Below are 20,301 nucleotides of genomic sequence, written 5' to 3' on the forward strand. Positions count from 1 at the left end.
AGAGAGTTGCCCGCGCTCAATGCGAGAACGGGTAGAGTTTCCAGTAGGCCTTGATCTGCCGCCAGCGATGCGCGAGCCCGTCCGGCTCGAACATCAAAAACGCGATGATGATCACCCCGATCGCGATCTCGCGCAGGAAGGTGATGTTGGTGTTGAGCGACAGCGCCTTGTCGATCGCGCCGCCCTTCAGGTACAGGCTGATGAATTCCATCGTCTCAGGCAGCAGCACCACGAAGGCGGTGCCCATCAGCGTGCCCATGATCGAACCGGTACCGCCGATGATGATCATGGCGAGGAACAGGATCGAGCGCTCGATGCCGAAACCCTCCTGCGACACCACGAGCTGGTAGTGGGCATAAAGCGCGCCGGCGATGCCGGCGAAGAAGGCGGCCAGCCCAAACGACAGCGTGCGGTATTTGGTGAGGTTGATGCCCATGATCTCGGCGGAGAGATAATGGTCGCGGATCGCCACCAGCGCACGGCCGTCGCGTGTGCGCATCAGATTGGTGACGAGGACGTAGCTCGCGACCACATAGGCCAGCACGACATAGAAATACTGTCTGTCGCCGCGCAGCGTGAAGCCGAAGATCGAGAACGGATTGGCGCTGGCCGGCACCGAGCCGCCGGTGAACCACTCCGCGCGGGAGAAGAAGTCGAGCAGGATATATTGCGCCGCCAGTGTTGCGATGACGAGGTAGAGCCCCTTCAGTCGCGCCGCCGGGATGCCGAAGATCAGCCCGACCAGCGCGGTGACGACGCCCGCGAGCGGGATCGCGAAGAACACCGGGATCGGCGCGTTGTTGGAGATGTAGGCCGAGGTGAAGGCGCCGAGCAGGAAAAAGGCGGCATGGCCGATCGAGATCTGGCCGGTGAAGCCCACGAGGATGTTGAGGCCTAGCGCTGCGATCGAGAAGATGCCGATCTGGATCAGGATGCTGAGCCAGTACCCGCCAAGGAATTGCGGCACGAGGCAGAGCAACAGCACGCCGATGATCGCAAAGTTGCGGCTGGTCGTGGTCGGGAAGATCGTGGTGTCCGCCGCGTAGGAGGTGCGGAAATCACCAGCAGGGATGAGGGCAGGGCCGGCCATGGATCAGATCCGCTCGATGTCGTGGGTGCCGAACAGGCCGTAGGGCTTGATCATCAGCACGATGATGAGGACGTAGAACGGTGCGATCTCGTAGAGATTGCCCCAGTGCAGATACTCGCTGTCGACATATTGCGCGATGTTCTCGAGCAAGCCGATGATGATGCCGCCGAGCACGGCGCCGCCGACGGAATCGAGCCCGCCGAGGATCGCCGCCGGGAACACCTTGATGCCGTAGGCCGCAAGTCCCGAGGACACGCCGTTGACGACGGCGACCACCACGCCCGCGACCGCCGACACTGTCGCGGAGATCGCCCACGCCATCGCGAACACGCTCTTGACGGAGATGCCGAGCGACTGCGCGACCTGTTGGTTGAACGCGGTGGCGCGCATGGCGAGGCCGTACTTCGAGGCGCGGAAGAACCAGGCCATGCCGATCATCATGGCGACCGAGACCACGAGGCTCATGACATAGACGGTCTGGATCTGAAGCCCGAGCAGGCTGACCGACTGGCTCTCGAACACGCGCGGGAACGGTTGCGGATTGACGCCGAATATCCATTTGAGCGTGGCCTGGAGCACGGTCGAGAGGCCGATCGTCACCATGATCACCGAGATGATGGGTTCGCCGATCATCGGTCTCAGGATCAGCACCTGGATCGCGATGCCGAATACGAACATGAACACCAGCGTCATCGGCATGCCGATCCAGAACGGCACCTGGTACTTCGCAAGCAGCGCCCAGCACACCCAGGCGCCGACCAGCAGCAGCTCGCCTTGCGCGAAGTTGACGACCTGCGTCGCCTTGTAGATCAGCACGAACGACATTGCGACCACGCCATAGAGCGTGCCGACCACGAGGCCGTTGACCAGGAGCTGGATGAGGAAGGCGGTGTTCATGTCGATGTCCGCGCAAAATGCAGAAGCGATGACGGTGCACCCTCTCCCCTTGTGGGAGAGGGTGGCTTCGCGAAGCGAAGCCGGGTGAGGGGTTCTCTCGGCAGCGACGGTGCGGAGAGAGGACCCCTCAGCCGGGCGAGGGTGTGGCTAGCGGCGGAGATGCCCTCTCCCACCGGGGGAGAGGGCGCATCGGCTGGCAGCGCGGCCTCGGTCCGAAGCAGGCTCACTCCGCAGCCTCCGCCATATGCCCATGCCCGCCCAGATCCACCACGCGCAGCGTCGTTCGCACGCGCTGCGTGGTGCCGTCCTGGAAGCGGATCACGGTGTCGACGGGGATGTCGGCGTCGCCGCGGTAGATCGCGTTGATGATGCCTTCGTATTTCTCGTTGATGACGCTGCGGCGCACCTTTCGGGTGCGGGTGAGCTCGCCGTCGTCGGCGTCCAGCTCCTTGTAGAGCAGCAGGAAGCGCGAGATGCGTTGCGCCGGCGGCAATGTGGTGTTGACGGTCTCGACTTCCTTTTTGAGCAGCGTATAGACCTCGGGCCGCGAGGCGAGGTCGCTGTAGGTCGTGAACGAGAGCCGGCTCTTCTCCGCCCATTTCGAGATGATGGAGTAACGGATGCAGATCATCGCCGCGAGCGTGTCGCGGCCGGCCCCCAGCACCACGGCCTCCGCGATATAGGGCGAGAACTTCAGCTTGTTCTCGATGAACTGCGGCGAGAAGCGCTCGCCGCGCGAGGTCTCGGCCAGGTCCTTGATGCGGTCGATGACGACGAGCTGGCGGTTCGCGTTGAAATAGCCGGCATCGCCCGACAGCATCCAGCCGTCCCTGATGTCGGCAACGCTTGCTTCGGGGCTCTTGTAGTAGCCGAGGAACATGTTGGGATGCCGCACCACGATCTCGCCGACGCCGTGGACGTCGGCATTGTCGATGCGGATCTCGACGCTGTCGGCCATCGGCACGCCTGTCGTGTCGGGATCGACCTTGCCCTCGGGATGCAGCGTGTAGGCCCCTAACAGTTCGGTCTGGCCGTAGAGCGTGCGCAGCGGCACGCCCATGGCCTGGAAGAACTTGAAAGTATCAGGGCCGAGTGCCGCGCCGCCGGTCGCGGCCGAACGCAGGCGGGTAAAGCCGAGGCGGTCGCGGAGCGCGTGGAACAGGATTGCGTCGGCAAAGTTCGAACGTTTGCCGTCTGCGAGCGCGGCGAGGCCGCTTTTCATGCCGATGTCGAACAGGCGCTGCTTGAAAGGCGTCGCGTCCATCACCTTGGCGCGGACGTCGGCGGCGATGGATTCCCAGACGCGCGGCGCAAACAGCACGAACGTCGGCGCGATTTCGCGCAGATCGTTCATCATCGTATCAGGCTCTTCGACGAAGTTGATCTTCATCCGGCACAAGAGGCCTTTGCCAAGCACGTAGACCTGCTCCATGATCCACGGTAGCGGCAGCACGGAGACGTATTCGTCGTCCGGCCCCTTCGGATCGAAGGCGAGATAGGTCGCGCAATGGCCGAGCACGCGGCCGGCGGCGAGCATGGCGAGCTTCGGGTGCGAGGTGGTGCCCGACGTGGTGCAGAGAATCGCGACATCCTCGCCCTTGGTGGCATCGACGAGGCGATCGTAGAGCTCCGGCTCACGCGTGGCGCGGCCGCGGCCGAGTTCGGCGAACGCTTCCGCCGACATCAGTCGGGGATCGTCGTATTTCCGCATGCCGCGCGGATCGGAATAGATGATGTGCTTCAGCCGCGGCACACGCTCGGCAAGCGCGAGCAGCTTGTCGACCTGCTCTTCGTCCTCGGCGAAAACGACCTGCGCCTCGCCATAGTTGAGGAGGTAGGAGGCTTCCTCGTCCAGCACGTCGCGATAAAGCCCAAGGCTCAATCCACCGATGGCGTGGGTCGCCACTTCCGCCGCGACCCAGTCCGGCCGGTTGTCGCCGATGATGCCGATGACGTCCTCGCGCCCCAGGCCCAATTCGATGAGGCCGAGCGCGAAGTCGCGTACGCGGGTGTGGTAGTCATTCCAGGTGAAGACGCGCCAGAGCCCGAGATCCTTTTCGCGCAACGCGATCTCCTTGCCGTGCTCCCTGGCATTGAGCCGCAGCATCTTCGGATAGGTGTCGGCCTGCGCGACGCGGCCCGCGTAATCCATCATGCCGCACTCTCCTGCGCTGGCGGAGCATCGTCCGGATCGACCAGCACCTCGTCCTCCTCGCCGAGATAGGCGCGCCTGACGTGGGGATCGGCGAGCACGGCGGCCGGATCGCCCTCGGCGATCTTGCGGCCGAAATCGAGCACCATGACGCGGTGGGAGATGTCCATCACCACGCCCATGTCGTGCTCGATCATCACCACCGTCATCCCGAACTCCTCGTTGAGGTCGACGATGTAGCGCGCCATGTCCTCCTTCTCCTCGAAGTTCATGCCGGCCATCGGCTCGTCGAGGAGAATGAGGCGCGGTTCCAGCGCCATGGCACGGGCGAGCTCGACGCGTTTGCGCAGGCCGTAGGAGAGGGTGCCGGCTTGCGCCTTTCGCACCGACTGGAGATCGAGGAAGTCGATGATCTCCTCGACCTTGCGGCGGTGCTCGAGTTCTTCCTTGCGCGCGCCGGTGAGCCAGTACAGCGATCCCGTGAGGAAATTGTTGTTCAGGAGGTGATGGCGCCCGACCATGATGTTGTCGAGCACGCTCATGTGGTGGAACAGGGCCAGATTCTGGAAGGTGCGGCCGATGCCGAGCGTGGGGCGCGCGTTCGGCGTCAGCCCTGTGATGTCGCGGCCCCGGTAGAACAGCTGGCCCTCGGTCGGCTTGTAGCGGCCGGAAATACAATTCACGATCGAGGTCTTGCCGGCGCCGTTGGGGCCGATGATCGAGAACAGCTCGCCGTCATTGATTGCAAAGCTGACATCGGTCAGCGCACGGACGCCGCCGAATCGCAAGGACACGCCGCGCACTTCGAGACTGGTAGCCACCAAACAAATCCCTCCCGGTGATGGCGCATTCAGCGGCGCTCTTCGTCCGTTCCTGTCGGGCGATCCTAGTACGGCCGTGCCGGTGAGGCCATGCAGCTATTGGTCTCGACCGGCGCCGCGCCACTCTTGCTCCCGATCGGGATCAAAAGCCGCATCGCCCAAGGTGGTCCTCAATAGGGGAAAGCGCTATTTTGAAATGTCTCCCGCCTGACAATTCTGCGACAAAGTTTTTTCAGGCGGGAGTGGCCTTCATCTTTCGTCGGATGGTGGTCGAAGCGATCGTGTTGCAGTGCAGCAGAGAGATTGGGTGGCGAACGGTGCGGCTGGCTTCGGCATCATGATTTCAGTGGATCAACTGAAGCGGGTCGCCGCCTGGTCGCGCGAGCTCACGGACGCGGAGATCGAGGTCGCCCGCACCGGGATCACGGAACGGTTCTACCGCACCGGTGAGACCGTGTTCATGCGCGGCGATACGTTCAGCTATTGGGCGGGCATGGTGAGCGGCCTGGCACGGATGGGCGGGGTCTCGCGCGACGGCAAGGAGACGAGCCTTGCGGGGCTGACGGCCGGGGCCTGGTTCGGCGAGGGCAGCGTGCTCAAGAACGAGCCGCGCCGCTACGACGTGGTCGCGCTGCGCGACAGCCGCGTCGCGCTGATGGAACGCAGCGCCTTCATGTGGCTGTTCGAGAACAGCGTCGGCTTCAACCGCTTCCTGGTGCGCCAGCTCAACGAGCGGCTCGGCCAGTTCATCGGCATGCTCGAGGTCAACCGCACGCTGGATGCCACCGCACGCCTCGCGCGCAGCATCGCCTCGCTGTTCAATCCGATCCTCTATCCCGAGTCGACCGCGCATCTGGAAATCACCCAGGAGGAGATCGGGGCGCTCTCGGGCATGTCACGGCAGAACGCCAACCGCGCGCTGAACCGGCTGGAGAAGGAGGGGCTGCTGCGGCTCGAATATGGCGGCGTCACCATTTTGGATGTCGAGCGGCTGCGCGGCTACGGGGACTAGCGCGCGTTTGCGGGAGCGTGGACCGGCCAGAGGTCGGCGCGCCAGCGGATCGCGATCGCCAGCATCGCGATGAAGCCTGCGGCGGCGTAGAGCGAGCCCGTCGCGGAATAGCCGATGATGTCGATCAGGCTACCGGCCGCGAGCAATCCGAGCGGCAGGCCGTAGATCACCATCATGCGGACGCCCATCACGCGGCCGCGCAGGTGTGCGCTCGCCGTCCGCATCAGGATCACGGCAGCTGAGATCATCGACATGCTCTGGGCGATGCCGGCGAGAACGAGGCAGGCCATCGCCACCGGCATGGTCCTGATCTCGACGAACACCAGCAGCATGGCGTACCAGGCCAGCGTCGCGCCGATGAGAAGCCGGGCAATGCGCAGTCCGCTGACCAGGCTGAGCGTGATGGAGCCGATCAGCGAGCCCACGGCGAAGCTCGCCGAGAGATAGCCGAGGCCGGTCTGGTCGGTATGAAAGATGTCCCGCGCGATGTAGGGCAATAGTCCGCCGGTGAAGGGAAATGCGGTGAGATTGGCCAGGAAGGCGACGCACAGCGCCGCGCGCATTCCCGGGCCGTTCCAGGCATAGACGATCCCTTCCTTGAGGTCGCCCAGCAATCGCGAGACCGCGTGGCTGTTCGCCGGAAGATCGCTCGTCGTGACGGTCCTTTTCGGCCGGGTCAGGCAGAGCATGAGAAGTGCGGCCGCGAGATACAGACAGGCGATCGCCACATAAACGAGGCCGATGCCGAGGACGGCGAACAGACCTGCGCCGGTCAGCGCTCCGGCGATGCGGGCGCTGTCCTGGGTCGTGCGCGCAACGCTGATGGCGTCCACCAGTTGCTCGGCCGGCATGATCTCGGCAAGCAGCGCGCCGCGAACGCCGAGATCGGAGGGGCGGATCAGGCCCATGAGCGCGACGATGATCATCACGCTCAGCGGCGACAAATGACCGGTCAGCGCCAGAACCATGATGGTCGACGAGAGCGCCGTATAGGCAAGGCGCATCACGACCAGGAGATCGCGATGCCCGATCCGGTCGCCGATCATGCCGAGCACCGGCGCGACCAGGGTCCCGACGAACTGCAGCGACGCAAGCACGGTGAGCAGCAGCACCGAGCCTGTCTCGACCATGATGTACCAGCCGAGCACCAGCGTCTCCACTTCGAACGCCCACGAGGTGAGCAGATCGGACGGCCACTGGAAGCGATAGTTGCGGATGCGGAATGGCGCGAGTGCGGAAGGTCGTGCGGATGTGCTCAAGATGCGATGACGGGTTTCACGGCGATTCCCCCTTGTTTTTGTTCTTCTGTTGGCAGGGTAGCCCCGGCCATGCCCCTGTCAATTGGCGCTACCGCATGCCGCCATGCTTGCCGACGATTTGCGGTGCGCCAGTGCGCCCACAGCATCGCTTCGTCGCCCGGCCGATACGGAGAGGCTGACCAACCGCCGCTTGCTCTTCCCGTGCGACGAGCCCATGCTTGCCAGGTTCCTGGGCCCATCCGGCAGGTCCAGGAGCTCGCGCCATCGCGGCTTCCGCGAGGTCCTGACCCATGAACTGCTCTTGCTGTGGTTTAGAGGTCCAGAGCGGCTTTGCCTTCTGCCCGAAGTGCGGCACGAAGCAGCCGAACGCGTGCCCAGGCTGCGGGTTTCCATGCGCGCCGGATTTCGCCTATTGCCCGAAATGCGGTGCCTTCGTCGCTGAGGTCCCCACAGGCGGGCAGGCATCGGCGCGGACGAGCCCGACGACGCTTCCGATCCGGTCCTCCTCGCCGCCGCTCGTGCCGGCGGAGGAGGCTCAAGCCGCATTTCGAGCTCCGTCGGACAAGATCGACAGCGAGGCGAACCGCCGCACCATCACCGTGCTGTTTGCCGACCTCAGCGGCTTCACTGCGATGAGCGAGCGGCTCGACCCCGAGGTCATGCAGACGCTTCAAAACGAATTGTTCGAGGAGCTGACGGCCGCGGTGCAAAGCTTTGGCGGCTTCGTGGACAAATTCATCGGCGATGCGCTGCTGGCTCTGTTTGGCGCGCCGGCGGCGCACGAGGACGACCCGGAGCGGGCGGTGCGCGCTGCCCTCGACATGATCGGCCGGACGGCGCGCCTCAGCGAACGCGCGAAGGCGTATGCCGGTTCACCGCTGCTGCTCCATGTCGGCATCAACACCGGGCACGTCGTCGCGGGCGGGCTCGGTGCGGGTGTTTCCAAATCCTATTCGGTGACCGGCGACACGGTGAATACCGCCCAGCGGCTACAGTCGATGGCGGCTCCGGGCGAGGTGCTGGTCGGGCCGTTGACCCACCGTCTGACGCGGCATGCGTTCTCCTATGACTCGCTTGGCGAGGTCTCGCTCAAGGGCAAGATGGGCAGCGTGCTGGTCCACCGTCTGAAGGAGCCGCTCGACACGCCCCGTGCGGCGCGCGGTCTCGACACGCTGGGCCTCAATGCGCCGTTGATCGGGCGCGACGCCGAGCTTGCGCGCCTGATCGGCAGCCTTGATCGCGCGTGCGGCGGCGCGGCCCAACTGGTGCGGCTGGTCGGTGAAGCCGGCATCGGGAAAACGCGCCTGGTCAGCGAGTTCGTCGCGCGCATCCGCGACCAGGATCGATTCGCCGGCGTGGCGATCCGGCACGCGGCGTGCTCGCCGCTGGGCGAACAATCCTACGGCACTCTCGCCGCCGTGCTGCGCAGCGCCTATGGCATTGCGCAGAAGGCGGGCGCCGCAGAGGCGGAGGCGAAGGTCGCGGAAGCGCTGTCGGAGCTTGGCCTCGCGACCGACGAGGCGGACCGCCTGATGCCCCTCTATCTGCACGTCCTCGGCCTCGGCGACCCCAACGCCGCGCTGAGACATGTCGAGCCCGAACAGCTCCGCCGGCAGATATTCTTCGCGATTCGCACCGTCTTCGAACGCCGCCTGGCACTGTCGCCACTGCTGATCATCGTCGAGGATCTGCATTGGGCCGACGCGGTGTCGCTTGAAGCGTTGCGGTTCCTGATGGATCGGTTGGAGCGGACGCGGCTGATGCTGCTGTTTACGCATCGGCCGATGCTCGAACTGGACCAGTTCGGTTCGAGCAGGATCAGTCACACTACCCTTCGGCTGCCCCCGCTTGGCGACGCCGACGGCCAAAGGCTGCTCGCGGCCTATTTCGGTCACGGTTGGCGTGAACCGCCGGGAGCTCTGTTCGGTCGAATCCTCGATCGCGCCGGCGGCAATCCGCTTTTCCTCGAGGAGATCATACGCGGCCTCATCGAGGCCGGCACACTGGAGCGCGACGGCGCGCAGTGGCGGATGAAGTCGGATGAAGCCGCCGCCGATATCCCGGCAAGCATTCAGGCGCTGTTGCTGGCGCGTCTCGACCGGTTGCCGCATCAGGTGCGCCGCCTGGCACAGGAGGCTGCGGTGATCGGCCCGCGTTTTGATGCGGCTGCTCTCGGTGCGGCGGCAACCGAGCCGGCAAGGGTTGAAGCAGGGCTCGAGCTTCTGTGCGACGCGGAGATCATCGAGGAGATCGCGGGCGCGAACTCGATTTCGCTGCGGACGTATCGCTTCACGCAAACCATGCTTCAGGACGTGATCTATCAAAACCTGCTTCTGCAGCGCCGGATCGAGCTCCATGGACGGATCGGCGGGGCGCTCGAGAGGCTCTATGGCACCGAGCCCGAGCGCCTCGAAGATATCATTCTGCTCGGACATCACTTCAGTCTGAGCGCGAGCAAGCCGAAAGGCGCGCGCTATCTGCGCGCAGCCGGCGATCGCGCACGCGCCAGCTATGCCAACGACGATGCCATCCGTCTCTACCAACAGGCCCTCGCCGTGCTGTTGACCGGCGTCGAACGGGAGCCGGAACGTCTGGTCCTGTACGAGCGGATTGCGGACCTTTGTGGCGCGGCTGGCCGCCGGAACACGGCCGAGGAGCACTATCAGAGCGCGTTGGAGGGGCACCGCGCCATCCAGGACCGGATCGGCGAAGCGCGAATTCTTCGCAAGCTTGGCCGATTGCTGTGGGACGCCGGCAAGCGGATCAAGGCAGAGGCGCATTACGCCGAGGCGGCCAACCTGCTTGGAGGGACCGACGCGCCCATCGAGTGGGCGCATCTCCTGCAGGAGCGCGGCCGTCTCGCGTTTCGGACCGGCGATCATGTCGCCGCCGCAAGATGGGCAGACGAGGCGCTCGGCTATGCGCGGTCCGTACCGGCGGACGCGGACGAGCAGGCCGGTCTTGAGGCGGCACGCGCGATTGCGGAGGCCCTCAACACCAAGGGGGTTGCGCTAGCGCGGCTTGGACGACACGAGGAGGCGGTGCGCGAGGTGGAGCAAAGTGTTGCAGCCGCCGAAACCGCCGGCCTTCTCAACGTAGCCTGCCGCGGCTACACCAATCTCGGTGTGCTCTACACGATCGTCGACCCGGCGAAAGCCGTGGAGGTCTGCCGGTGTGGACTCGATGTCGCGCGTCGGATCGGGGATCTCGGCTTCCAGGCGCGTCTTCTCGCCAATTTTGCCGTTGCCTGTTGCACGTTCACGGACAGATGTACCGAGGAAGGGGTACCGGCTGCCGAGAAGGCGATCGAAATCGACCGTGCGCTCGATCAGCGCGAGCATCTCTCCGTGCCGCTGATCGTGCTCGGGCAAATCCATCAATGCCATTTCCGCCCCGATCTGGCCGCCCTCTGCTACAATGAGGCTATCGAGGTGGCGAACGAAACCGGCGAACCGCAGCAGCTCTTTCCATGCTATGATGGTCTTGCCACGCTGAGCCTTGATCGAGGCGACATGCCCGAGGCCGACCGATATTTCGCGCTGGCCCATGATGTCTGCGCTCGCCACGGGCTCGATCCTGCCGGGCTGATCGTGCTGCCATTTCTTGACTAGGTCATATGAAGGAGTTCAACCATGTCAGAACTTCATGTCGATGGACCGCTTCAACCGGGCGATCGCGCGCCAAACGTCGTGCTGGACGCGATCACACGGGATGGGACGATCTCGCTCCAGGATTTTCGCGGGCACAGTCCAATACTGATCGGCTTGTTTCGCGGGCTGCACTGCCCGTTCTGTCGGCGCCATATCGCGGCACAGGCGCAACTTGACGCAGCCCTGCGCGACAAGGGCGTCGAAAGTCTCACGGTCGTGAATACGCCCATCGAACGCGCGCGGCTCTACTTCCGCTATCATCCCTTGCCCAATCTGCTCGCCGCGTCCGACCCCGAGCGGGTCTCGCACCGTGCGTTCGGCCTGCCCACTATCGAGTTTACGGAGAACGAAACCGAGTGGCCGCGCAAGGTGGGTATGGACGTCGTCAAGAGCATGCAGGTGGATGTGCCCGGCGAAACGTCGGGGCCGATGAATCGGTTGGCGGCTTCCGAGTACCTCAACAACAAGGACGGCTACGAGATGATGGAGGCCGATCAGCGCATGGCGGCAACCGGCCAGGGCCAGCTGTTCGGCCAGTTCCTGCTCGATCGCGAGGGGATCGTGCGCTGGACCTTTACCGAGGTTCCTGAAGGCGGCCACCGCATGTTCGGGGCTCCGAGCCCGCAGGAGTTGATGTCGGCCGCATCGCAGGTGGCGAGCTAGGCATCGGCTGGTGATTAACCCGCCACCTTCGGCCGTTTCTCGGCGAGCGCTGCCGCCATCGCCGAGATCAGCGGGCGCATGAAATAGTGGTCTTCCGCCGGTGCGATGTCCGTGCGCAGGCCATGCGCGGCGAGCTCTCCCGACACTGCAGGACCCACCGACGCAATCAGCGTCCGCTCCAACCCTGCGCGCAACTTCGCCTCACTGCCATGTGCCTTCGCGGCTTCCACGAGGCGGCGGACCTGGCCAAGATTGGTCAGCGCGATGGAATCGATCCGCCCCTCGGCCATGTCGTCGATGGCGGCGACGATGTTGGCATCCGCTGCCTTGGAATCGTAGGCATAAGGCAGCACGGTATCGACATCGGCGCCTTGCACGGCAAGCGCGCCGGTCAGGACGCTGTGGTCCTTGTCCGGATAAAGCTGAAGGCCGACGCGTCGCCCCTTCAGATCAAGCCTGCCCAGCATTTCGATCACGCCTTCGGTGGTCGGCTTCTCCGTGGTCTGCTGCGCATCGAGGGAGATCTCGCGCAACGCCCTGCCGGGCTTCGGGCCGCGGGTGAATTTTCGCGATTTGGCGAGGGCTGCGACCAGGGCCTGGTCGAGACCACGGCTCCGCGCGAGCTTCATGATCCGCCGCAGGCCTTCGCCCGTCATCAGCACGAGGTCGTCAAGGGGCTGGTCGATGGCGCGGCGGATCCAGGCCTCGACCGGGGCGGGATCGGGCGCGTCGTGAATGGTGAACATCGGGCACTGCACGACATCGGCACCTTGCTCCGCCAGAAGCTTTGAAAACTGCGCCTCCTCGCGCGTCTCCAGGATCAGGATGCGGTAGCCGTTCAAGCGGTCGGCCATGGGTGTGCTCCGGCGGTAAATTGCAATGGTCCATTCATCCTGACTCCGCTGTCGGGATTGGCGCAAGGGCGGGGTCGGTGATAGAGCAGGGCGCAAATCGCGGGTCGTTCCGCAGTCGCTGCCCAAACCTTCATCAAGAGCCATGCCCGATCATCAATATGTCCTGACCCTGTCCTGTCCGGATCGTCCCGGCATCGTCTCGGCGGTGTCGACCTTTCTGGCCCACAACGGACAGAACATTCTCGATGCCCAGCAGTTCGACGACGTCGAGACCAAGAAGTTCTTCATGCGCGTGGTGTTCACCGCGGCCGATCTCGCCGTGGAGCTGTCGGCGCTCCAGACCGGCTTTGCCGCGATCGCGGAGCGTTTCGGCATGGAGTGGCAGATGCGCGACCGTGCCGCGCATCGCAAGGTAATGCTGCTGGTGTCGAAGTCCGACCATTGCCTGGTCGACATCCTCTATCGCTGGCGCACCGGCGAGCTGCCGATGGTCCCGACCGCAATCGTCTCCAACCATCCGCGCGAGGTCTATGCCGGGCTCGATTTTGGCGGCATCCCGTTCCACCATCTGCCTGTCACCAAGGAGACCAAGCGCGAGCAGGAGGCGCAGATCCTCGATCTCGTCGCCGAGACCGGCACCGATCTCGTCGTGCTCGCGCGCTACATGCAGATCCTGTCGGATGATCTTTCCGCCAAGCTTTCCGGCCGCTGCATCAACATCCACCACTCGTTCCTGCCGGGCTTCAAGGGCGCAAAGCCCTATCACCAGGCCCACGAGCGCGGCGTCAAGCTGATCGGAGCGACCGCCCATTACGTCACGCGCGATCTCGACGAAGGTCCGATCGTCGATCAGGACGTCGAGCGCATCAGCCACCGCGACACGCCGGAGGATCTCGTCCGCAAGGGCCGCGATATCGAGCGGCGCGTGCTGGCCCGCGCGATCCGCTACCACCTCGACGACCGCGTCATCCTCAACGGCCGCAAGACCGTGGTGTTCATGGACTAGCGAATAGTGGAGTGGCGAGTAGCGAATGGAGAGGGTGGCGATATTCGCCACTCCCTATTCGCCATTCGCTCCCCTAGCGCACCGCGCCGCCCGACGTGGACCCCGTCGCGCCCTTCTGCGCCTGCTCTTCCTTCTCGCGATCCGCCGCCGGCAGCAGCCGCTTGCGTTCGCGCTCTTTCATGTAGGCGTCGTATTGCGGCGTGCCGGGCCGCGGCGGTGCGTCGGCCGGCAGGCCGCCGGCCCATTGCGGGACGTAGTCGCCCATACCGGCGGAGAGCTTTTCGTTGACGGTGCCGCAGCCGGACAGCCCCGCGGCGAGCGCAACGAGGGTGAGGACGGAGCGGAAAGGCTTGAGCATTGTGCGCGCGAATTCAGTCGTGTTGGACGCCGGGTTAGGCTGGCGCGGGAAGAGTAGTCTTCAACAAGGTAAAATAGACTTATTCGAGGTAGGTAATTAAATACCGATTTGCGGTGAACCGAAGCCTCGCCGGTGTCCGAATTCTGCAAAAGAAAGACGAAATCCTCCATCCACGCGGCCGGCTGCTTTCTAGACTGTCCAAGGGGCGCGCGACAAACTGGCTTGGTCGGCGGCGGGGCTTTTTCGTTGACAGGTCCATTTTATTTGTACAATCGTACAAATAGGAGCGACCAGGATGGGGATGCTCGGGTTACCCCGACGTAACCACGGCATCGCTCCCGTCGTCGGCAATCGGGACGCGTGGCTTGCGCCGAATGGTCGCCAAACGTCCGATTGACAATAAGGGCGCGAAAGACGCCATGTGGCGCGACATCGCGCGTGCGTGAGCTAAGGTTGAGCCAAGGACCGGGCACTCGGTCCGGCGCACAAGAGGTCAGGAATGAAGGGGAGGGACATCTGATGTTCGAACGGAAGACGTTTTCTTATAAGGTCTCTTGGACCGCAGCAGCGGCCGCCATCGCCGGCCTCGCGGCCATCGTGCCCGCCAAGGCCGAGGACACCGTCAAGGTCGGCCTGATCCTGCCGATGACCGGCGGTCAGGCCTCGACCGGCAAGCAGATCGAGAACGCGATCAAGCTTTACATGCAGCAGAAGGGCGACACCGTCGCCGGCAAGAAGATCGAGATCATCCTCAAGGACGACGCCGCGATTCCGGACAAGACCAAGACGGCCGCGCAGGAGCTGATCGTCAACGACAAGGTCAATTTCATCGCCGGCTTCGGCGTGACGCCAGCCGCGCTCGCGGCCGCGCCGCTCGCAACCCAGGCCAAGATCCCGGAAGTCGTGATGGCGGCCGGCACCTCCATCATCACCGAGCGCTCGCCCTACATCGTGCGCACCAGCTTCACGCTGGCGCAGTCCTCGACCATCATCGCCGACTGGGCGGTGAAGAACGGCATCAAGAAGGTGGCGACGCTCACCTCCGACTACGCGCCGGGCAACGACGCGCTGAACTTCTTCAAGCAGAATTTCACCGCCGGCGGCGGTGAGGTGGTCGAAGAGGTGAAGACGCCGCTCGCCAATCCCGATTTCGCGCCGTTCCTCCAGCGCATGAAGGACGCCAAGCCCGACGCGATCTTCGTGTTCGTGCCGGCCGGCCAGGGCGGCAACTTCATGAAGCAGTATGCCGAGCGTGGCCTCGACAAGGCCGGCATCAAGGTGATCGGACCGGGCGACGTCACCGACGACGACCTGCTCAACAACATGGGCGACGCCGTGCTCGGCACGGTCACCGCGCATCTGTATTCCGCGGCGCATCCCTCGCAGATGAACAAGGATTTCGTCGCGGCCTACAAGAAGGCCTACGGCAACCGTCCGGGCTTCATGGCCGTGAGCGGCTATGACGGCATCCACCTCATCTACGAGGCGCTTAAGAAGACCAATGGCGACACCGACGGCACCAAGCTGGTCGAAGCCATGAAGGGCCAGAAGTGGGAAAGCCCGCGCGGCCCGATCTCGATCGACCCCGAGACCCGCGACATCGTGCAGAACATCTACATCCGCAAGGTCGAGAAGGTCGACGGCGAGCTCTACAATGTCGAGTTCGCGACCTTCGAAGCCGTCAAGGATCTCGGCAAGACCAAGAAGTGACGCGCGAAAAGCGCGTCATCCCCGAGCGCGCTTAGCGCGCATCGGGGATCTCGACGTGATGGAAATGGATTCCGGGTTCAGCGCTGCGCGCTGCCCCGGAATGACGAGTGATTACTAGGGTTCACCCGCTTCCGATGACCTCTATCCTCACCAACCTGTTCGATGGCGTTGCCTACGGCATGCTGCTGTTCGTGCTCGCTTGCGGGCTTGCGGTCACGCTCGGCCTGATGAACTTCGTCAACCTCGCCCACGGTGCCTTCGCCATGGCCGGCGGCTATGTCTGCATGGTCCTGGTCAACCGGATGGGCTGGCCGTTCTTCGCCGCGCTGCCGCTCGCCTTTGTCTCCGCAGCAGCCATCGGCATCGTGCTCGAACGAACGCTCTACCGCCATCTCTATGCGCGCAGCCATCTCGACCAGGTGCTGTTCACGATCGGTCTGACGTTCATGTCGGTCGCGGCCGTCGATTACATCCAGGGCTCGTCGCGGGTGTTCATCAATTTGCCGGCTGCGCTCCAGGGCCAGTTCGACGTGTTCGGTGTCGGCATCGGCCGCTACCGGTTGATGATCATCGTGATCTGCGGCCTGCTCACCATTGGTCTCCAGATGGTGCTGGCCAAGACCCGTTTCGGCAGCCGGCTGCGCGCCGCGGTCGATGATCCCCGTGCCGCGAGCGGCCTCGGCATCAACGTGCCGCAGGTGTTCGCCTTCACCTTTGCTTTCGGCTGCGGGCTCGCCGGTCTCGGTGGTGCACTGAGCGCCGAGATCCTCGGCCTCGATCCGTATTTCCCGCTGAAGTTCATGATCTACTTCCTGATCGTGGTCACGGTCGGCGGCTCGTCCTCGATCACCGGTCCATTCCTGGCCTCGCTCCTGCTCGGCATCGGCGACGTCGCCGGCAAATATTACGTGCCGAAGATGGGCCCCTTCGTGATCTACACCATGATGATCGTGATCCTGATCTGGCGCCCGAACGGCCTGTTCGGCCGCACGGCCGCGCGTTGAGGCCGCCGATGAGCGCTTCCTCCGACGTCGGTTATCACGCCCAGCGCCACGCGCGCTGGCACTATGGCGAAGTCGCCTTCTGGCTGGTCGTGCTGGCCTGCGGCTTCGCATTTCCTACGCGCTATCTGATCATGACCGACATCCTGCGGCTGGCGCTGTTCGCGATGTCGCTCGATCTCATCCTCGGTTATGCCGGCATCGTTTCGCTCGGCCACGCTGCTTTCTTCGGCGTCGGCGCCTACGCCGCGGGGCTTCTCGCCTTGCACGGGATCATCAATGAGCCCGTGCTCGCGCTGATCGTAGCCGGCCTTGCCGCGATGGTGCTGGGTTTCGCCACCAGCTTCCTGGTGATCCGCGGCGTCGACCTGACCCGGCTGATGGTCACGCTCGGCATCGCGCTGCTCCTTGAGGCGCTCGCCGAGCGCTTCTCCAACGTCACCGGCGGCACCGACGGCCTTCAGGGCATCGAGATGCAGCCGATCTTCGGCGAGATTCCGTTCGACATGTTCGGCAAGACCGGCTTCTTCTATTCGCTGGCCGTGCTGTTTTTGCTGTTCCTGTTCGCCCGCCGCGTCGTGCATTCGCCGTTCGGGCTGTCGCTGCGCGCGATCAAGAACAACCCGCTGCGCGCCGCGGCGATCGGTATCCCCGTCAACCGCCGCCTGATCGCGATCTACACGCTCGCGGCGTTCTATGCCGGCGTCGCGGGCGCGCTGTTCACCCAGACCACGGCGATCGCCTCCCTCGACGTGTTCGCCTTCGAGCGTTCGGCCGATTTGATGCTGGTGCTCGTCATCGGCGGGACCGGCTATCTCTACGGCGGACTGGTCGGCGCGGTGATCTTCCGCATGCTCCAGGAAGTGTTCTCCACCATCACCCCGCAATATTGGCAGTTCTGGATCGGCCTCGTGCTGGTCGTGATCGTGCTGGTCGGCCGCCAGCGCCTGCACCGCTGGGTGCTCTATGTGCCGAACCTGGTCATCAAGCAGGTTGCCGGGCGCAAGGCCGTCGTCGCTGTGCCGGAGAGCGACGCATGACCATCGCGCTCGAAACCCAGAATCTCGAAAAGCAGTTCGGCGGCCTGCGCGTGACGCGGGACCTGTCGCTCAAGATCGAGCAGGGCGCCCGTCACGCGCTGATCGGCCCGAACGGTGCCGGCAAGACCACGGTCATCAACCAGCTCACCGGCGTGCTCAAGCCGAACTCGGGCCGGATCCTGCTCGAAGGCCAGGACATTACCGATCTGCCCGTGCACAAGCGCGTGCTGCGCGGCCTGTCGCGCACTTTCCAGATCAACCAGCTCTATCCCGACCTGACCCCGCTCGAGACCATCGGCCTTGCCGTCTCCGAGCGTCTCGGCCATGGCGGCGACTGGTGGCGGCGGATGGGCACGCGGAGCGACGTCAACGGCGAGATCGCCGATCTCCTGAGGCGCTTCCATCTGCTCGACGTCATGAACGAAGAGACCGTGACGCTGCCTTACGGCAAGCAGCGCCTGCTCGAGATCGCGGTCGCGATCGCCGCCAAGCCCCGCGTGCTGCTGCTCGACGAGCCCGCCGCCGGCGTGCCCGAGAGCGAACGCCACGACATTCTCGCGGTCGTAGGCAGCCTGCCGCGTGACGTCACCGTGCTCCTGATCGAGCACGACATGGACCTCGTCTTTTCCTTCGCCGACCGCATCTCGGTATTGGTCTCGGGCGCGCTGCTCACCGAAGGTCCGCCCGACGTGGTCGCGCGCGACCCGCAGGTCAAGGCCGTCTATCTCGGCGAGGAGGCGGTCAATGTCTGACCTGCTCGCGATCGACGCCCTGCGCGCTGGCTATGGCGAGGCGGTGGTGCTGCCCAACATGTCCCTGCGCCTCGCCGAGGGGCAGGTGCTTGCGTTGCTGGGCCGCAACGGCACCGGCAAGACCACGCTGATCAACTCCATCGTCGGCGTGACCCGCCGCTTCTCCGGCTCCGTCGCGCTCGCCGGCACCGATGTCACCTCGCTCCGGCCTGACCAGCGGGCGCGCGCCGGCATCGGCTGGGTGCCGCAGGAGCGCAATATCTTCCGCTCGCTGACGGTGGAAGAGAACATGACCGCGGTGGCGCAGCCCGGCCCCTGGACGGTCGAGAGGGTCTACGAGATGTTCCCGCGGCTGAAGGAGCGGCGGAGCAATTTTGGCAACCAGCTCTCCGGCGGCGAGCAGCAGATGCTGGCGATCGGCCGGGCGCTGACCCTAAATCCCAAGGTCCTGCTGCTGGACGAGCCGACGGAGGGCCTCGCCCCCATCATCGTCGAGGAGCTGCTGAAGGCGATCGGCACCATCACCCGGGCGGGCGGCATCTGCTCGATCATCGTCGAGCAGAACGCGCAAAAGATTCTGGGGCTCGCCGACCGTGTTGTGATATTGGAGCGCGGAACGATCGTCCACGACGCCCCGAGCGCCGCGCTGAAGGCCGACCCGTCGGTCCTCGAGCGCCACCTCGGCGTCGCAGGGGCGGCGGCCCACTAGAAATACGGGAGAGACAAGAAATGCAGCGAACCAAAGCCCCCTTCCGCGCCGACGAGGTCGGCAGTCTCCTGCGTCCGGCCAAGATCAAGGAAGCCCGCGTCAGGCTCGAGAAGGGCGAGATCTCGGCCGACGATCTGCGCAAGATCGAGGACATGGAGATCGAGAAGGTCGTGCACAAGCAGGCCTCGATCGGCCTGAAGCTCGCGACCGACGGCGAATTCCGCCGCTCCTGGTGGCACTTTGACTTCCTGGCCAAGCTCACGGGCTGCGAAATGTTTCACCCGGACACGGGCATCCAGTTCGCGGGCGTCGAGACGCGGCATGACGCGGTCCGCGTGATCGGCAAGCTCGATTTCCCCGACGACCATCCGATGCTGGATCACTTCCGCTTCTTGAAGAAGTCCGCCGACCAGGCCCACGTCACCGCCAAGATGACGATCCCCTCGCCGGCGGTGCTGCACTTCCGCGGCGGCCGCAAGGCGATCTCCAAGGACGTCTATCCCGATCTCGACGCGTTCTACGAAGACCTAGGCAAGACCTACCGCAAGGCCGTGAAGGCGTTTTACGATGCCGGCTGCCGCTATCTTCAGTTCGACGACACCGTGTGGGCCTATCTCTGTTCGCAGGACGAATTGAAGAAGGCGCGCGAGCGCGGCGACAATCCCGAGGGTCTCCAGCAGATCTATGCGCGCGTCATCAATTACGCGCTGGCCGAGAAGCCGGCCGACATGGTGGTGACGACGCATGTCTGCCGCGGCAATTTCCGCTCGACCTGGATTTCTTCGGGCGGCTACGAGCCCGTGGCCGAGACCATGCTGGCCGGTACCAATTACGATGGCTACTTCCTCGAATACGACAGCGACCGCGCCGGCGGCTTCGAGCCGCTGCGCTTCCTGCCCAAGGGTAACAAGGTCGTCGTGGTCGGCGTTATCACCTCGAAGTTCGGCGAGCTCGAGAAAAAGGACGACATCAAGCGTCGCCTCGAAGAGGCCGCCAAATTCGCGCCGCTGGAGCAGCTCGCGCTGTCCCCGCAGTGCGGCTTTGCCTCGACCGAGGAAGGCAACATCCTCTCCGAGGAAGAGCAGTGGGCCAAGCTCAGCCTTGCGGTCGAGATCGCCAAGGAAGTGTGGGGCAACTAAGCGCTGCGCAGTCCGTCACGTGAGTGACGGCGAGGCCTCACCACACACTCACTGTCATTCCCCGCGAAAGCGGGGAATCCAGTACACCGCGGCCTATCGATTCAACCACAACTGTCTCGGAGTACTGGATCGCCCGGTCAAGCCGGGCGATGACACCTGAGTGTTGAGCGAATAGCGCGGCGTTCAAA

17 protein-coding genes are annotated in these 20,301 nt (G+C 64.5%); 10 read left to right on the top strand and 7 right to left on the bottom strand.

Going from position 1 to position 20,301, the window contains the following annotated elements:
• Nucleotides 1-16 precede the first annotated feature (16 nt).
• The 4 genes from AB7531_RS14140 to AB7531_RS14155 form a co-directional block, all read right to left on the bottom strand.
• Nucleotides 17-1,090 (bottom strand): branched-chain amino acid ABC transporter permease, encoded by a 1,074-nt coding sequence (locus AB7531_RS14140; RefSeq protein WP_041960455.1) that lies wholly within the window; start codon nt 1,088-1,090, stop codon nt 17-19.
• A gap of 3 nt (nt 1,091-1,093) precedes the next feature.
• Nucleotides 1,094-1,987, bottom strand: coding sequence for a branched-chain amino acid ABC transporter permease (locus AB7531_RS14145; protein WP_063982173.1), 894 nt, complete (start codon nt 1,985-1,987; stop codon nt 1,094-1,096).
• Nucleotides 1,988-2,210: 223 nt separating this feature from the next.
• Complete coding sequence (locus AB7531_RS14150) at nt 2,211-4,142, bottom strand: long-chain fatty acid--CoA ligase (RefSeq protein WP_063982174.1); 1,932 nt, start codon at nt 4,140-4,142, stop codon at nt 2,211-2,213.
• A complete protein-coding gene (locus tag AB7531_RS14155; RefSeq protein WP_063986231.1) occupies nt 4,139-4,960 on the bottom strand; it encodes an ABC transporter ATP-binding protein in 822 nt (273 codons plus the stop codon). Before AB7531_RS14155 ends, AB7531_RS14150 begins: the two co-directional genes overlap by 4 nt.
• A 337-nt stretch (nt 4,961-5,297) precedes the next feature.
• On the opposite strand from AB7531_RS14155, the gene AB7531_RS14160 reads away from it, so the two are divergent.
• Complete coding sequence (locus AB7531_RS14160) at nt 5,298-5,972, top strand: Crp/Fnr family transcriptional regulator (RefSeq protein ID WP_063986232.1); 675 nt, start codon at nt 5,298-5,300, stop codon at nt 5,970-5,972.
• On the opposite strand, the gene AB7531_RS14165 is transcribed toward AB7531_RS14160, so the two are convergent.
• On the bottom strand, nt 5,969-7,231 hold the full coding sequence (locus tag AB7531_RS14165) for an MFS transporter (RefSeq protein ID WP_441279974.1): 1,263 nt from the start codon (nt 7,229-7,231) through the stop codon (nt 5,969-5,971). The genes AB7531_RS14160 and AB7531_RS14165 overlap by 4 nt on opposite strands.
• A 290-nt stretch (nt 7,232-7,521) precedes the next feature.
• Here AB7531_RS14165 and AB7531_RS14170 point away from each other — a divergent pair, with 290 nt between their 5' ends.
• Nucleotides 7,522-10,842 carry an adenylate/guanylate cyclase domain-containing protein gene (locus AB7531_RS14170; protein ID WP_063982176.1) on the top strand — a complete coding sequence of 1,107 codons (3,321 nt, stop codon included), beginning with the start codon at nt 7,522-7,524 and terminating at the stop codon, nt 10,840-10,842.
• 21 nt (nt 10,843-10,863) lie between these two features.
• Complete coding sequence (locus AB7531_RS14175) at nt 10,864-11,544, top strand: redoxin family protein (RefSeq protein WP_063982177.1); 681 nt, start codon at nt 10,864-10,866, stop codon at nt 11,542-11,544.
• A gap of 14 nt (nt 11,545-11,558) precedes the next feature.
• Here the strand turns inward: AB7531_RS14175 and AB7531_RS14180 are convergent, their stop codons facing one another.
• Nucleotides 11,559-12,398: a uroporphyrinogen-III synthase gene (locus tag AB7531_RS14180; RefSeq protein WP_063982178.1), complete on the bottom strand. Its 840-nt coding sequence runs from the start codon at nt 12,396-12,398 to the stop codon at nt 11,559-11,561.
• A gap of 142 nt (nt 12,399-12,540) precedes the next feature.
• Between AB7531_RS14180 and purU the strand changes: the two genes are divergently transcribed.
• On the top strand, nt 12,541-13,404 hold the full coding sequence (purU, locus tag AB7531_RS14185; protein ID WP_028152006.1) for a formyltetrahydrofolate deformylase: 864 nt from the start codon (nt 12,541-12,543) through the stop codon (nt 13,402-13,404).
• A 73-nt stretch (nt 13,405-13,477) separates the two neighbouring features.
• Here purU and AB7531_RS14190 read toward each other — a convergent pair whose 3' ends face one another.
• On the bottom strand, nt 13,478-13,762 hold the full coding sequence (locus tag AB7531_RS14190) for a hypothetical protein (protein WP_014493877.1): 285 nt from the start codon (nt 13,760-13,762) through the stop codon (nt 13,478-13,480).
• A gap of 519 nt (nt 13,763-14,281) precedes the next feature.
• On the opposite strand from AB7531_RS14190, the gene AB7531_RS14195 reads away from it, so the two are divergent.
• From AB7531_RS14195 to AB7531_RS14220, 6 genes are all read left to right on the top strand, one after another.
• Nucleotides 14,282-15,472, top strand: a complete 1,191-nt coding sequence (locus AB7531_RS14195; protein ID WP_063982179.1) for an ABC transporter substrate-binding protein — start codon at nt 14,282-14,284, stop codon at nt 15,470-15,472.
• 134 nt (nt 15,473-15,606) lie between these two features.
• Complete coding sequence (locus AB7531_RS14200; protein WP_063982180.1) at nt 15,607-16,476, top strand: branched-chain amino acid ABC transporter permease; 870 nt, start codon at nt 15,607-15,609, stop codon at nt 16,474-16,476.
• An 8-nt stretch (nt 16,477-16,484) separates the two neighbouring features.
• The gene (locus AB7531_RS14205) at nt 16,485-17,513 is read left to right on the top strand and encodes a branched-chain amino acid ABC transporter permease (RefSeq protein WP_063982181.1); all 1,029 of its coding nucleotides are present in this window, start codon (nt 16,485-16,487) and stop codon (nt 17,511-17,513) included.
• Nucleotides 17,510-18,265 carry an ABC transporter ATP-binding protein gene (locus AB7531_RS14210; protein ID WP_014493881.1) on the top strand — a complete coding sequence of 252 codons (756 nt, stop codon included), beginning with the start codon at nt 17,510-17,512 and terminating at the stop codon, nt 18,263-18,265. The genes AB7531_RS14205 and AB7531_RS14210 overlap by 4 nt, the downstream gene beginning before the upstream one ends.
• A complete protein-coding gene (locus AB7531_RS14215) occupies nt 18,258-18,974 on the top strand; it encodes an ABC transporter ATP-binding protein (protein WP_063982182.1) in 717 nt (238 codons plus the stop codon). Before AB7531_RS14210 ends, AB7531_RS14215 begins: the two co-directional genes overlap by 8 nt.
• Before the next feature lie 20 nt (nt 18,975-18,994).
• A complete protein-coding gene (locus tag AB7531_RS14220) occupies nt 18,995-20,113 on the top strand; it encodes a cobalamin-independent methionine synthase II family protein (RefSeq protein WP_063982183.1) in 1,119 nt (372 codons plus the stop codon).
• Nucleotides 20,114-20,301: the final 188 nt, after the last annotated feature.

This window comes from Bradyrhizobium sp. 63_E2_N1_3 (genome assembly GCF_052076005.1).
Lineage (GTDB): Bacteria > Pseudomonadota > Alphaproteobacteria > Rhizobiales > Xanthobacteraceae > Bradyrhizobium > Bradyrhizobium barranii.

Coding starts and splice junctions, on each gene's coding strand:
- AB7531_RS14190 (WP_014493877.1), bottom strand. CDS start 13,762: ATGCTCAAGCCTTTCCGCTCCGTCCTCACCCTCGTTGCGCTCGCCGCG.
- AB7531_RS14195 (WP_063982179.1), top strand. CDS start 14,282: ATGTTCGAACGGAAGACGTTTTCTTATAAGGTCTCTTGGACCGCAGCA.
- AB7531_RS14205 (WP_063982181.1), top strand. CDS start 16,485: ATGAGCGCTTCCTCCGACGTCGGTTATCACGCCCAGCGCCACGCGCGC.
- AB7531_RS14145 (WP_063982173.1), bottom strand. CDS start 1,987: ATGAACACCGCCTTCCTCATCCAGCTCCTGGTCAACGGCCTCGTGGTC.
- AB7531_RS14220 (WP_063982183.1), top strand. CDS start 18,995: ATGCAGCGAACCAAAGCCCCCTTCCGCGCCGACGAGGTCGGCAGTCTC.
- purU (WP_028152006.1), top strand. CDS start 12,541: ATGCCCGATCATCAATATGTCCTGACCCTGTCCTGTCCGGATCGTCCC.
- AB7531_RS14175 (WP_063982177.1), top strand. CDS start 10,864: ATGTCAGAACTTCATGTCGATGGACCGCTTCAACCGGGCGATCGCGCG.
- AB7531_RS14215 (WP_063982182.1), top strand. CDS start 18,258: ATGTCTGACCTGCTCGCGATCGACGCCCTGCGCGCTGGCTATGGCGAG.
- AB7531_RS14170 (WP_063982176.1), top strand. CDS start 7,522: ATGAACTGCTCTTGCTGTGGTTTAGAGGTCCAGAGCGGCTTTGCCTTC.
- AB7531_RS14180 (WP_063982178.1), bottom strand. CDS start 12,398: ATGGCCGACCGCTTGAACGGCTACCGCATCCTGATCCTGGAGACGCGC.
- AB7531_RS14150 (WP_063982174.1), bottom strand. CDS start 4,142: ATGATGGATTACGCGGGCCGCGTCGCGCAGGCCGACACCTATCCGAAG.
- AB7531_RS14210 (WP_014493881.1), top strand. CDS start 17,510: ATGACCATCGCGCTCGAAACCCAGAATCTCGAAAAGCAGTTCGGCGGC.
- AB7531_RS14140 (WP_041960455.1), bottom strand. CDS start 1,090: ATGGCCGGCCCTGCCCTCATCCCTGCTGGTGATTTCCGCACCTCCTAC.
- AB7531_RS14160 (WP_063986232.1), top strand. CDS start 5,298: ATGATTTCAGTGGATCAACTGAAGCGGGTCGCCGCCTGGTCGCGCGAG.
- AB7531_RS14200 (WP_063982180.1), top strand. CDS start 15,607: ATGACCTCTATCCTCACCAACCTGTTCGATGGCGTTGCCTACGGCATG.